Annotated in this window: 14 protein-coding genes; 8 read left to right on the top strand and 6 right to left on the bottom strand. The window is 65.7% G+C overall.

Going from position 1 to position 12,961, the window contains the following annotated elements; all coding sequences use genetic code 11:
• Positions 1-77 precede the first annotated feature (77 nt).
• Positions 78-1,673, top strand: a complete 1,596-nt coding sequence (mptB, locus tag QF038_RS20380; protein ID WP_307612760.1) for a polyprenol phosphomannose-dependent alpha 1,6 mannosyltransferase MptB — start codon at positions 78-80, stop codon at positions 1,671-1,673.
• 58 nt (positions 1,674-1,731) lie between these two features.
• Here mptB and QF038_RS20375 read toward each other — a convergent pair whose 3' ends face one another.
• A complete protein-coding gene (locus QF038_RS20375; RefSeq protein ID WP_307612758.1) occupies positions 1,732-2,985 on the bottom strand; it encodes a glycosyltransferase 87 family protein in 1,254 nt (417 codons plus the stop codon).
• Positions 2,986-3,013: 28 nt separating this feature from the next.
• Positions 3,014-4,348 carry a glycosyltransferase family 87 protein gene (locus QF038_RS20370; protein WP_307612756.1) on the bottom strand — a complete coding sequence of 445 codons (1,335 nt, stop codon included), beginning with the start codon at positions 4,346-4,348 and terminating at the stop codon, positions 3,014-3,016.
• A 310-nt stretch (positions 4,349-4,658) separates the two neighbouring features.
• On the opposite strand from QF038_RS20370, the gene QF038_RS20365 reads away from it, so the two are divergent.
• On the top strand, positions 4,659-4,862 hold the full coding sequence (locus QF038_RS20365; RefSeq protein ID WP_050057060.1) for a hypothetical protein: 204 nt from the start codon (positions 4,659-4,661) through the stop codon (positions 4,860-4,862).
• 32 nt (positions 4,863-4,894) lie between these two features.
• Here QF038_RS20365 and QF038_RS20360 read toward each other — a convergent pair whose 3' ends face one another.
• Entirely contained in the window at positions 4,895-5,155 is a 261-nt protein-coding gene (locus QF038_RS20360; RefSeq protein ID WP_307612754.1) for a DUF3072 domain-containing protein, read from the bottom strand.
• A gap of 192 nt (positions 5,156-5,347) precedes the next feature.
• On the opposite strand from QF038_RS20360, the gene QF038_RS20355 reads away from it, so the two are divergent.
• Positions 5,348-6,844: an FAD-dependent monooxygenase gene (locus tag QF038_RS20355; protein WP_373461603.1), complete on the top strand. Its 1,497-nt coding sequence runs from the start codon at positions 5,348-5,350 to the stop codon at positions 6,842-6,844.
• 4 nt (positions 6,845-6,848) lie between these two features.
• Positions 6,849-7,682: an oxidoreductase gene (locus QF038_RS20350; protein WP_307612749.1), complete on the top strand. Its 834-nt coding sequence runs from the start codon at positions 6,849-6,851 to the stop codon at positions 7,680-7,682.
• A 36-nt stretch (positions 7,683-7,718) separates the two neighbouring features.
• Here QF038_RS20350 and QF038_RS20345 read toward each other — a convergent pair whose 3' ends face one another.
• A complete protein-coding gene (locus tag QF038_RS20345; protein ID WP_307612748.1) occupies positions 7,719-8,108 on the bottom strand; it encodes a VOC family protein in 390 nt (129 codons plus the stop codon).
• Between the two features lie 40 nt (positions 8,109-8,148).
• Positions 8,149-8,736, bottom strand: a complete 588-nt coding sequence (locus tag QF038_RS20340; RefSeq protein WP_307612746.1) for a GNAT family N-acetyltransferase — start codon at positions 8,734-8,736, stop codon at positions 8,149-8,151.
• Positions 8,737-8,980: 244 nt separating this feature from the next.
• Here QF038_RS20340 and QF038_RS20335 point away from each other — a divergent pair, with 244 nt between their 5' ends.
• The 4 genes from QF038_RS20335 to QF038_RS20320 all read left to right on the top strand — a co-directional run bounded on the left by QF038_RS20335 (position 8,981) and on the right by QF038_RS20320 (position 11,913).
• Positions 8,981-9,499 carry a flavin reductase family protein gene (locus QF038_RS20335; RefSeq protein WP_307612744.1) on the top strand — a complete coding sequence of 173 codons (519 nt, stop codon included), beginning with the start codon at positions 8,981-8,983 and terminating at the stop codon, positions 9,497-9,499.
• The gene (locus QF038_RS20330; RefSeq protein WP_307612742.1) at positions 9,496-9,786 is read left to right on the top strand and encodes a hypothetical protein; all 291 of its coding nucleotides are present in this window, start codon (positions 9,496-9,498) and stop codon (positions 9,784-9,786) included. Before QF038_RS20335 ends, QF038_RS20330 begins: the two co-directional genes overlap by 4 nt.
• Positions 9,787-9,790: 4 nt before the next feature.
• Positions 9,791-10,228: a hypothetical protein gene (locus QF038_RS20325; protein ID WP_307612740.1), complete on the top strand. Its 438-nt coding sequence runs from the start codon at positions 9,791-9,793 to the stop codon at positions 10,226-10,228.
• Positions 10,229-10,362: 134 nt separating this feature from the next.
• Positions 10,363-11,913 (top strand): HNH endonuclease signature motif containing protein, encoded by a 1,551-nt coding sequence (locus QF038_RS20320; RefSeq protein ID WP_307612738.1) that lies wholly within the window; start codon positions 10,363-10,365, stop codon positions 11,911-11,913.
• A 152-nt stretch (positions 11,914-12,065) separates the two neighbouring features.
• On the opposite strand, the gene QF038_RS20315 is transcribed toward QF038_RS20320, so the two are convergent.
• Positions 12,066-12,869 (bottom strand): IclR family transcriptional regulator, encoded by an 804-nt coding sequence (locus tag QF038_RS20315; protein ID WP_307612736.1) that lies wholly within the window; start codon positions 12,867-12,869, stop codon positions 12,066-12,068.
• Positions 12,870-12,961: the final 92 nt, after the last annotated feature.

The following is a 12,961-nucleotide window of genomic DNA, read 5'->3' as shown; positions in this document are numbered from 1 at the left end:
TGATAAAATGGCCAGGTTGCAGGGCGGCCTTTTCGCTGGTGCAGCCAGCGCCGTAACGAAGTAGGGGACCAACACACATGACGGCAGGCGGTGCACACCTCGGGACGTCGGAAAGCCGGCCTGGCTCGCCGGCCACTGCCGCGGCCGCGCCCGTGAAGCGCCGGGTCTATGTAGCAACCATTGAAGGATTCCTCGGCGCCCTGATGATGTTCGTGGGCTCGATCGGCACCGGCTGGATCGCCAACGGCTCGCCCATGATCCGCCAGCCCATCGTCATCGCACTGCGCACCGAGGGCTGGGGCGTCACAGTGTCCACAGTGCTGCTGACGGTGGGGGCCATGGTGCTGATGCGTTCGTGGCTCCGGCTGGGGCAGCGCCTTGCTGAGTGGGGCGCTTCCTCGCTGAGGTCCGTGGTCATTGCCATCTCCGCCTGGTCCCTGCCGCTGCTCTTCTGCGTGCCGGTCTTCTCCCGTGACGTCTACGCCTACACAGGCCAGGGCAGGCTGGTGATGGAAGGCCAGAACCCGTACCAGGTGGGCATCTCCACCCTCAACAACTGGTTTGCGCTCGGCGCCGACCCGGCCTGGGCCGAAAACAGGACCCCTTACGGCCCCTACTTTCTGTGGCTGGCGCGCGCCGTCGTCGGACTGACCGGAGCCCAGCCCGACGCATCCGTGCTGCTCTTCCGCCTCCTGGCCGGCGTGGGCGTCCTACTCTGCGTGATCTACGTGCCCAAACTTGCGGAACTGCACGGCATCAACGGGGCGCGGGCACTGTGGATCGCCGTAGCCAACCCCCTGTTCCTGATCAGCTTCATCGCCAGCGCCCACAACGACGCCCTCATGGTGGGACTCGCCGTCGCCGGCGTCTACTTCGCTGCCACCCGCCGCTACCTGCTGGGCATTCTCCTGGTCACCGCGTCCATCGGCATCAAGCCCATTACAGTGCTCCTGCTGCCGTTCGTCGGCGTGATGTGGGCCGGCCCCTCCGCCTCCTGGCCGCGCAAGTTCCTGACCTGGGGTGCGACGGCGGGGATCAGCTTCGGTGTGCTGGCCGTCAGCGGGATACCGTACAACCTTGGACTGGGCTGGACCTGGGCCATCATGGACCCCACGCCCGGCTACACCGGCTACTCACCCTCGGGGTTCCTGGGCCAGCAGGTGGAGTTCCTGGCCAATGTGCTCGGGCTGCCAGGCGGCACCTTCGCCACCCTCCTGCGGACCGGCATGAAGTATGCCGCCGTCGGGCTGGTCCTGCTGCTGATGTTCCGCGGCGACTACTCGCTGGCGGTGCGGCGGATGGCCCTGGCGTTCACCGCCGTCGTGATGCTCTCACCCATCATCCAGCCTTGGTACATCCTCTGGTTCATCCCGTTCCTGGCCGTCACAGGGATCCGGGACGACTGGCAGATCAGGTCCTTCTACGTGGCCGTCACGTTCTTTGTGGTGTTCGGGGCGCAGGACCAGCTTTCGGTGTGGTCCTTTGTGGAACTGCCCATCGACGCGTCGTCCCTGGCATTCATTACCGCCCTGGCATTTACGTTCTACCTTCTATTCCTCGATGTGCATACACGCAAGCTGCTCATCGAGGCCAAGCCCTGGGACCTTGCCAAACGGGGCTGGAACTGGAGCCTGGACCGGTGGGAAAGGTACCAGGCGTCCCGGAGCAGCTGACCGGGTCCGGCTGATTCGCCCTTGACCGGGTCCGGCTGATTCGCCCTGCCTGCCTGGGCTAGGCGCCTGCCGGCACAACCGCAGGCTTCCGGCCCAGTTCCGCCGTCCGCTTTACCGACCACCACAGCAGCACCACCAGAAGCACGTTGCGGGTGGTGAGGATCGCGGCCATCACCGGGTGGGCGTGGATGAGCGGGGTGTAGAACAGCGGGTAGATCACGAAGGTGGTCATCGCGATCCCCATCAGCAGGGCTGCCGGGACTTTCCACCTGTTCCAGTCGTGCGTCAGGCCGGCAATGATCACCGGCGCCAGCCAGATGATGAACTGCGGGGAACCCACTTTGTTGAACACGATGAACGCGGTGACCATCATGAGGGAGCCTTCAAGGAACAGTTCCTCCCGCTCCGCGCCGCGGTTGAGTGCGCGGACCAGCAGGATGGCGGCTCCCACTGCGGCAAGGATCAGCAGGGGCTGCATCAGGAAAGCTGCCGTGCCGGCACCCGGGCCATAGACCTCAGTGGAGTTGATGGCAGTGTTGTCCGCCATCTTCGAACCCGCAATCCTGAAGACGCTCAGCCACACCCACGGTGTGGAAAAGGTGGCCTCCAACTGCATGCCCCGCTCGCCCTGGTTCAGGAGGAAGTCCAGGATGTGTCTTAGCCCGCCGGACAGCCAGGTTCCCAGCGCGACTACGGCGGTCACCGCGGCGCCGGCGAGGACCACCTGGGTCCGCTTCCGGCTCGCGATCACGATGGGCACCAGCACGGCCGCGGGCCATACTTTGATCCACGTGGCGATGCTGAGCAGGACACCGGCCACCACCGGCCGCTGGGCCGCATAAAGCAGCGCGATCAGCACGATGGGCGCGGTGATGCCCTCCACCCGCGCGAAGCTGAGGTAACCCATAAACACGGTGAAGAACAGCCACCACCAGGCCGGCGCGATGCCGCTTACCTTCCGCGGCCCGCGCGTCAAGAAGGCAAGCCCGACGGCGTTGAGTGCAGTGATGCTCAGGAACCAGACGAGCAGGTACGGGCCGGGCCCTGCGATGTTCGCGAGGAAGATGGGGAGCTGGGCCAGCACCGGGTACACCCAGGGGCTGATCTTTCCGTCCAGGTCCTGCGGGTTGTAGCCGTCCTGGGCCCATTGTCGGTACTGTTCGGTGTCGCTGAAGGTATCGCCGTTGAGGAAAAAGGACGCCATCCAGCCCAGGAAGTAGAGATGGACGACGGCGAAGCCCCACCACACGCTGGACGGGCGGGCGAACCAGTCCACCACCTTGGCGGGGAGGACTTTGGTGCGGAGCGTCACCAGGCGGTCAAAGAACTTCGCGGAAATCTTAGGACTCCTTCAGCACGGGAGCGGCTGCGGGGGTCTTCTTGCCCAGCAGGTAGAGGCGCCGGACGCTCCAGAGGAACAGCACCACCAGCAGGATGTTGCGGATGGTCAACACCAGCGCCATCCATGGGTTGTTGTGGCTGAGGGCGTCGTAGAACAGCGGGTAGATGAAGTACGTGGCCACGGCGATGACAATCAGCATGGCGGCCGGCACCCGCCATTCCCGCCAGCTGTGGGCCAGCCCTACGGCGACTGCAGGGGCCAGCCACACCATGAACTGCGGGGACCCCACCTTGTTGAAGACCACAAACGCGGTGGCGAGCGTCAGTGCGCCGGCCAGGAGCAGTTCGGTGCGGTCCACACCGCCGCTAGCTTTTCCGTTGTGCAGCGCCCAGAACGTCAGGCCGGCCACCAGCAGCGCGGCAAGGACAAGGAGGGGCTGCATCAGCACGGACATCAGCGCAGTGCCGGGACCGTCCACCTGCATGGAGTTGATGTCCGTGTTCATGTACATCCGCGAGCCGCCCACGTTCAGGACGGACAGCCAGAGCCAGGGCGTGGTGAAGGTGGCCTCGAGCTGCATGCCGCGGTCGCCCTGCTGGGTGAGGAAATTCAACAGCTTGGGAACGCTGCCAACGGCCGCTGCCAGCGCAACGACGCCCGCCGTCGTCGTGATTCCGGCAAGCACCACCAGGATCCGGTTCCGCACCACGGCGAACAGGGCCAGCATGATGGCCGCAGGCCAGACCTTCACCCAGGTGCCGATGGCCAGCAGGATGGAGGCGATGAATGGCCGGCCCACACCGTAGGCGAGGGCCACCAGGACCAGCGGTGCCGTGAGGCCGTCCACGCGGGCGAAGCCGAGCCAGCCCATGAGGAACGTGAACGCGAGCCACCACCAGCCGGCGGGGATGGCGTTGTGCTCGCGGCCGCGGTCGGTCAGCTTCAGCAGCGCCCAGCCGTTGAGCAGGGTGGTCATCAGGACCCAGAGGAAGAAGAACGGTCCGGGGCCCGCAATGCCGGCAATGGCCATGGGGATCAGCGCGAGGATGGGGTAGACCCAGGGGCTGGGGCCGCCGGTGAGGTTGGCGTCGTCGAAGCCTGCCATGGCCCAGTCGCGGTAGATGAACGTATCGCTGAAGGCCTCCCCGCGCAGCGACAGGGAGGCGGCAAAGATCAGGAAGACCAGGTGCACCACGATGAAGCCGCCCAGCAGTCCGCGGCCGGTGTTCAGCCGGTTCCGGGCGGGTGTGGGAAGGATGACGTTGCGGATCCGGGTGAGATTGCCGAAGAAAGCGTCCGTGGAAATGGCGGGATCCTTGTCAGGTCGTGGCACACGTATGGTGTTGTGCTGGGCTTGGGTTCTGCCGCATGGCTGGTTCAGGGGCATCGGAGCCGTCCGGAAACAGCTTCCACTCCAGTCCAACTCTAATTCACGGTGCTTTGGCGCCGTGAATTTGCTCGACCATGCACGACTCGTCATGCTCTTGACCTGCGACGACTTATTACTTGATTTTTCAAGTTGCTGGTGATCCATTAGTCGGGCATCATGAACTGGGCACAAAGGTGCCCAACTTCGTCTGCAGCCTTGGGGAGCGCAGGTGTTAGATATGACCCCCTACCCCCAACACACTAAGGCTAGACCCATGAACTTCCCACTGACCCTCACCGTTGCCGACCGCCAGAGCATGGACAGCGAGCTTGACGCCGCCGTCACGGCTGCCAAAGCCCACGCGCTGGCCGAGAAGCGGCACGGCATCCTGGTCACCCGGCACGGCGTGGACAAGTTCACCGTGGCGCTCAGCGAGGCCGTTCCTTTCGGCCTGACCCGCGAACACCAGGCCTGGTAAGCCTAAAGGCGCCTTCCCTGAGGAAGGCGCCGTTACTTCTCTCCGGCGTTGCCGGAATCGTTGCCTGACACTCGCCCGCTGCGCTGCTGCAGCCGGTCAATGTGCTTTGACGCTTCCGCCTTGCTGAGATCAGCCGGCAGTTCTTCCCCTGCCTCGCGCGCCAGAGTATCGAGGTAGCTGCGCTGGGCCGCTGTCATGGGCTCATCTCCTGTGACCCAATCCTCAGGGTCCCGGTTCAAGCCTGTATCCGGCTCGGGGGTGGAGCTTCCGATGGTTTCCTGGTTTTCGCTCATGCCCAAAAGTCTAGGCACCGGGACTGACAGAGTGAACCTGCCCTTGCGCCTTCTGCGCATTGCACCTACGTGGCGACAGGTGCTCGCACTCCTTCCATTTCCAATGTATCGCCCAAGGTGGGGCTTGCCGCAAGGGCCCATGGGGGCCGGATAATCGCAGAGGCCTCAACCGGGAGAACGGGAGCAAATGCGATGACGGAGCACGCGGTACTGATCGTGGGCGGTGGCCCCACGGGGTTGATGCTGGCAGGGGAGTTGGCGCTCGCGGGAGTTGATGCAGCCATTGTGGAGCGGCGCCCCAGCCAGGAGCTGGCAGGTGCGCGGGCAGGCGGCCTGCACTCACGGACCCTTGAAGTCCTGGACCAGCGCGGCATCGCCGGGCGGTTCATCTCGGAGGGACAACCGGCGCAGGTGGCGGGGTTCGCGATGACCCGCCTGGATATCAGTGACTTTCCCACCCGCCATCCCTATGGGCTGGGGCTGTGGCAGACCCACATCGAACGCATCCTGGCGGGGTGGGTGGACGAGTTGGCCGTGACGTTCTACCGCGGCCAAGAGGTGACGGGCCTCGCGCAGGACGGAGCCGGCGTCGACCTCCAGCTCAAGGACGGCCGCACCCTGCGCGCGGACTATGTTGTGGGGTGCGACGGCGGCAGAAGCCTGGTGCGCAAAGCGGCGGGCATTGAATTTCCCGGCTGGGATCCAACCACCAGCGCCCTGATCGCGGAGGTGGAGATGACCGGCCAGCCCGAGTTCGGCGTGCACCAGAATGCTTTCGGCATCCATTCCTTTGGGCGGCGGGAGTACAAGATCGTGGACGGCAAAGTGGTCTATGCGGACAGCGGACCGGTGGGGGTCATGGTGACCGAGGAGCACGTGGGGCCTTCCGCCGAGCCCACCCTGGCGGATCTCAGTGCGGCGCTGATTGCGGTCTGTGGCACCGATTACGGGGCCCACAGTCCCACTTGGGTTTCCCGGTTTACGGACATGACCCGGCAGGCGGCAACCTACCGTTCAGGGCGGATCCTGCTTGCCGGCGATGCGGCGCACGTGCATTCCCCGGACGGCGGGCAGGGCCTGAACATCGGGGTGCAGGACGCGGTAAACCTGGGCTGGAAGCTGGGGCAGGTGGTCAACGGAACAGCCCAGGAAACCCTCCTGGATACCTACCATGCGGAGCGCCACCCGGTGGCGGCGCGGGTGCTGCGCAACACCATGGCGCAGACTGCCCTGCGCCGCGCGGATCCTCGGATCAAGGCCGCCGGGGAGGTTGTTGCCGAGCTCCTTGGCATGGAGGAGCCGCGTCGGAAGTTCGCCGGGATGCAGTCCGGCCTGGACGTCCATTACGACCTCGGCGAGGGCCACCCGCTGCTGGGACGCCGGGTGCCCGACGTCGACCTTGCCACTGAGGATGGCGCGCTGACGGCTTTTTCCCTGCTGCATGAGGCGCGGCCGCTGCTGCTGAATTTTGGTGTCCCGGGCGTCTTCGACAACGTGCAGCGGCCCGAAAGGGTGAAGCTGGTCGATGCCCGATACGGCGGGCCGTGGGAGCTGCCGGTGGTGGGCGAGGTTCCTGCTCCCGCCGCGGTCCTCGTCAGGCCGGACGGATACGTCGCATGGGTGGGCGAGGGAACGGATGCGGGGCTTGCTGAGGCTCTGGCCACCTGGTGCGGATCCGCCCTAGTTTAGGGGCATGACCACTAAGACGGCACTTGTCACTGGAGCATCCTCAGGAATCGGGGAGGCCACTGTCCGGAAGCTGCAGGGCCTCGGCTACACCGTGTACGGGGCGGCGCGGCGCACGGACCGGCTGCAGGGACTGGCGGCCGACGGCATCCGCCCGCTTGCCATGGACGTGACCGACGATGCGTCGATGAGCGCCGGCATTACGCAGATCATTGCCGATACCGGCCGCATCGACGTCCTGGTCAACAACGCCGGATATGGCTCCTACGGAGCGCTCGAGGATGTCCCCATTGATGAGGGCCGCCGGCAGTTCGAAGTCAACGTCATCGGGGCCATCCGGCTGGCGCAGCTGGTCCTGCCGCACATGCGCGGGCAACGTTCGGGCACCATCCTGAACGTCACCTCGATGGGCGGGAAGATCTACACGCCGCTGGGCGGCTGGTATCACGGAACCAAGTTTGCCCTGGAGGCGCTCAGCGACTGCCTCCGCCTGGAGGTCAAACCGTTCGGCATCAATGTGGTGGTTATTGAGCCCGGCAGCATCGCCACCGAGTGGGGCGGCATCGCGGCGGACAATCTTGAGGCTACCTCCGGGCATGGACCGTATGCGGCGCAGGCCGAAGCTGTGGCCAGGACCTTGCGGGCGGAATCGGCCGGAAGCCGGAACTCACCGCCGTCGGTAGTGGCCGACGCAATCGGGAAGGCCGTGACCGCCGCGAAGCCGAAGACCCGCTACGCGATGGGCTTCGGCGCCAAACCGCTGATCACCGCGCGAGGATTGCTCGGCGACCACCAGTTCGACGCTGTGATCAGTCGGGCCATCGGACTGCCGCGCAGCTGAGGGTCCAGGATTGGCCGGTCACCTGGTCAGGATCCTTTACAAGTGCGCATCCCTGATGTCCGGTGGCGTGGCGCCCTGGAGGACCCAGCGGTTGCCGTCCGGATCGGCGAACTGGGCAAACAGCACGCCACCCATGTCCTGGACCTCGCTGATGTCCGCGCCGCGGCGAACCAGTTCGTCGCGAGTTGCACCCATGTCCGGCACCACCAGCTGCAGTCCCTCCAGGCTGCCCGGCGCCATGGCAGTCATTCCGGTTCCGATAACGATCGACGTGGGCGAACCCGGGGGCGTCAGCTGCACCACCCGCATCCCCGGAACGTGCTCCACGTCGTGGTCGAGCACGAAGCCCAGTTGCTCCGTATAGAAGGACTTTGCCCGGTCCACATCGGACACGGGTACCTGCACAACCTCAAGGCGCATCTCCATTGGCCCACAGTATCCTGCGTGGCCCTTCCCGGAGTGTCTTTTAGACGACGGCGCTGTCCCGGCTTCCAGCGCCTGCGTCTGGAGTGGCGGCAGCCCGCAGGGAGGCCGGGGCGGCAGGCGGCCGGTACGGCAGGTCAAGGGTGAAAACAGCCAGCGGGACCTTGGGTGGTGCCCGGTGGACGTCCCGCTGAGGCCGGTGTTTGAAACCGAAACGAAGATAAAGCCGCTGCGAACGCAGGTTGTGCTGCGCGGTATCCAGGACCAGGCGTTCAGCACCCCACTTTGTGGCCACATTCGCCCCTTCCGCCAGGAGTGCGTAGCCAAGCCCTTGTTTCCGGGCAGCGGAAAGTACGGCGAGAAGCCTCAGTTCTGCTTCTCCCGCACCGGCCTGGCGCGCGTAGGGGACACCGTGCGGGAAGATGCTGGCGGTGCCCAGGAGTTGGCCGTCGGTTCCCTCGGCCACCAGCAATACGCCCTGCTGGTCCCGGCCCTCGGCATCCAGCAGCAGGGCGAGGCGTTCCCCGTCCGGCAGGAAGGCGCCCGGTTCGAGGTGGCCGAATCCAGCCAGCGTCAGTTGCCCGATGTCCCCGTATTCGGCGGGGCGTGCCCGGCGCACAATAAAAGTCATTGGCCCACCCTACGGCCCCAAAAATCAGCAGCCCAAAGCAGTTGAGCCTCGTTTCATGAGGTTGCGCTTTGTGTTCTCCAACGCCCGGACTCCCGCCATCAGTGCTGGTCACAGGCCCCTTTTCGTTACTCCATGCTTCGGGCCATGACCGCATGTTGCCTACAGCGTCAGTGCGTTTCGGCCGGGATTGAACAGCGCGCCGGCGGGTGGTTGGTTGGAACAACCGGCCTTGAAAGGAAAGAACATGACGGAACACTTTGATCTCACCCCGCAACGCCTGCGCCACGTCCTGGGCCACTTTGCCTCCGGACTGACCGTCATCACCGCGGCCACGGACAAGGGTCCGGCGGGCTTCACGTGCCAGTCCTTCTCTTCCCTTTCGCTGGACCCCGCACTGGTCACCTTCAGCCCCGCCCGCAGCTCCAGCACCTGGCCCCAGCTGCGCAACGCTGGCCGGTTTACCGTGAACATCCTGCCCGCGGAGCACCAGCACCTGGCAGCCCAGTTCGCCCGGTCCGGCACCGACAAATTTGCCGGCGTCGACTACTCGGAGTCACCCCTGGGCAACCCCGTGCTGGACCAGGCACTCGCCTGGGTGGATTGCGAACTGCATCAGGAGTACGACGGCGGCGATCACACCATCGTGGTGGGTGCTGTCCGCGCCTTGGGAGCACGGGACGGCGCAGAGCCGCTCCTCTTCTTCAAAGGCAGCTACTTCGAAGGAGTGGAAGCGCGCGCCCGCCAGCTGGAGCAGGTTGCATGACGGGGGCCAGGGCCCGATCGCGGGGACGGGTCCGACGCCCTGCGCAGCCGGCCGCCGTCGGACTCCGGCCAGACGAGGCGCAGGAGGACTACCCTGCCCAGGACTGGTCGGGCATCGCTGTCGGATCCGCCGTTGAGGTCATCCTGCCGGCGGTACCGGCGTACCGGGGGCGCGTTGACGCGAAGACCCCGGACTCGGCCATTGTCTGGGTAGTCAGCCTGGACGGAAGCGGCCGTCAGATGCACAGCAACCGCGACGGCATCAGCCTGGACCCGGCAGGAGCCTGACGGCATGATCGGCACACTCACCCGCAGGATCCAGGCGACCTGCGCCGATGAGCTGTCCCGGCTCCGGCGCCAGATGTACTCCCTGGCCTGGCAGGAGATCCGCGAAGGCGGGGTGGAGGGCGCTGCCACGGCGATGGCCCGCAAACCTTCGTGCGTGAACCACGGGGTCAGCGTGGACGTTGTCTGCTTCGCCCAACGCGCCGCCCTTGAGGAAGCCCCCTTTATGATTTCGGTCGCCATGCACCTCCACCCGGACCGCCGGCCGGGCGAGGTGTACTGGGAGGAAGCGGACGCGTGGGCGCAAGCGGTAGCCGACCATGATTGGTTCAGGGTTGAAGCGCGCGGCCGCCTGGAAACCCTGGACAGACGGGTCTTCCACTATGCGCTGACCGAGAAGGCGCCCGCAGTTCAGATCATTCCAGTGGAGGCCGCAGGTTCCTGACGGCGTGCGGTGAGGATCGACTCCCTGTCGGTGATGCTGCGCGGATCGGTTGGGGCACACAAATGTCAGACCCTACTCGTAGTCTGAAAGTGTCCCGAGGAGGAGGGGCATTGGTTCCGTGGAGGGGGTGCAGCGTGGAGGTTGGGCCGTTCGTCGATGACGACGAGGAGGCGTGGGTTCCGGCTGTCGAGTTCACGGACGGGGAGGATTCGCTGTTGGCCGGGACGGTGAGCTTCCCGGCTCCTGCCTTCCTGACCGCCGATGGTGCCATCCGCATGGTCCAGTCGGCTGACAGGCTTATCGCCTGGGTTACGGGGATGAAGCAGGGCGCGCTTGCCCGGATGGAGGAGGCTGTTGCGGAAGAAGCTCCCAGGCGACAGGAGAACCAGCCGGTACGCTTTGGCGGGGACGAGGCCCATGCGCTCGCTGTCACCGAAGTCTCAACTGCCTGTGCCCTCTCGGAAGGCACAGCTGCGGGCTTGCTTAGTGATGCGTCGGAGCTGACGGGGCCGCTTTGGGAGGTCCTTGAAGCGCTGGAGGCGGGCGACATTTCGGACGCGCATGCGCGGATCATTGTTGATCAGGCCCGCTCCCTCCCAGCCGGGCAGGCTGAAAGGTTCGCGTCGGTTGCGCTGCGGCGCACGAGGACGCGGCATGGCCGCAGGCGCACACCGGCTGAATTGCGTGCCTGTTTGCGGCGGTTGCGTGAACAGCTTCACCCTGAAAGCCTCGCGGCCCGCAGGGAGGCGGCCCGGCGTGAGCGTGGTGTGTGGTTCAGGGCTGAGCCGGACGGGATGTGCACGCTCTCGGCGTTCCTGACCGCGGAGGTCGGAATGGCGATCTACAGCGGACTCGATCGTGATGCGCGGCTGGCCAGCGCACGGGCCGCGGAGCTCAAGGACCTCAGGGACCTTCCCGGGCCCGGCTCGGCTTCTGGACACAGCGCTGCTGCTGAACCCGGCACTGCACCGGGATCCGGCACTGCACCTGGGACCGGCACTGCTGCGGATTCGCCGACGCTGTCGGAGTTGCGCGCCGAGTCGCTGGCCTACCGCCTCTTCGGTGGACCTGAATCGGGCGCGTCCGACAAGCTTTTTGGTGGCCCTGACGGGGCGGAATCCGGGGTGTTCCGCCCCGAGATCGTGGTGACTATCCCGGTGGGACAGGTTATGGGCGGCAGCCCGGGTTCCCGCGGCGATGCCGTACCGGTTGAACCTGGGTTTGGAACGGCTGAACTGGAAGGGTATGGGCCCCTTGATGCTGCTACGGCCCGGCGTTTGGCTGCCCTGGCGCCTACTTGGTACCTGCTGTTCACGGACGGTACCACCGGGCAGGCGTTGGGGGTGGGGCGCCGGGCATATCGTCCACCGAAGGTGCTGCGCCGGTATCTGCAGTGCCGTGACGGGACCTGCCGGTTCCCGGGATGCACCCGTAGGGCCGCCGTTTGCGAGCCCGATCACACCATCGAGTGGCAGGAGGGCGGGACTACTGACCCCGGCAACTTGGCAATGCTTTGCCGCAGGCATCATGCGCTGAAGTCCATCGGCGCGTGGAGTTACAGACACTCTTCCCCTTCCGGGGACCTTGAGTGGCGTTCACCGCTGGGCCGGCACTACACCACCGAAGCAGCCGACCTCAGACAAGTCCCATTTCCGCTCCAACAGCCAGAGCCACCGCCGTTCTAGGGGGGACGGTACCCAGGACTCGGACTTGCGCCTTTCCCGTTCCGGGCGGCTCTAGTCAGAGGTGGTTGCCGCCCTCGCGGCGGCAGACGATCGTTTCGGTCGACGAATCATGGAGCCCGTCCAAGACGTCCAGGACTGCTAAGCGGGTGCTTTTAGTAGACGGAGCCCTCGAGCAGCTCGGAAAGCCTGCTGGCCGCACGCCGCAGTTCGGGGACGCCTGCCTTGAGCGTGGCTTCGCTGGCTGCCTCCACTGGGCTAGTGAGGGAAATCGATTCGCTCGGGCGGCGCCCCGTCCTGTTCGGCACAGCCACGGCCACGGAGAGAACTCCCGTGGCCCGCTCATCCGCAGAGTACGCATACTCGGCGTCGGGTTCGGGCAGCCTGGAACGCAACTCCGCCGCCGTCAGGTCCCCATCCTGACCCGCTGCAACGGCCGCTCTCACAACCTGCTCGAGCTCGTCGTCGGACGCTGAAGCGAGCAGGATCTTGCCGGCGGCACCCAGCGTGAGGGGCAGGCGCTTACCCAGCGGAAGGTCGTAGCGCAGGGGCGCCTCACCGTCCACGCGCGCCACGAGGATGCGTTCAAACCCCAGCCGCGTATACAGCGACGCCGTCAGTCCGGTCTGTGATGCGACCTGCTGAAGGATGGGCCGGGCTGCGACCACGAGCGGATCGTTCTCAAGGAAACTCCGGGCGGCAGGCAGGACCGCCGGCCCTATCCGGTAGGACTTGTCGGTCTGGCTCACCATGCCAAAGTCCTGCAGCACCCGCAGGATCCGCAAGGTGGTGGGCAGGCTCATGCCGCAATTCCTGGCCAGGTCGCTGAGCCGCTGCGGCCGCTCCGCGCGCTGCAGCTCGGCGAAGACCTCCATGGCCCGTGAGAGGGAGCGCATGTTTGAGGCTTTAGGGCCTTCCTCTGCGGGCGCACCTTGGGCGCTGGATGTCGTCGTCGTCATTCTTCCATTCTATGTAAGTTCCTTGCGCTTGACAGCTCATGTGTCGGCTGTCACTATTTCTCTGTACGCAATATAGTTTCATTCTGTGAAAT

Origin of the sequence: Pseudarthrobacter sp. W1I19, assembly GCF_030817835.1 — a bacterium.
GTDB lineage: Bacteria > Actinomycetota > Actinomycetes > Actinomycetales > Micrococcaceae > Arthrobacter.
Note: the sequence above shows the minus strand (reverse complement) of the source record. Positions and strands in the feature narration are given on the sequence as shown.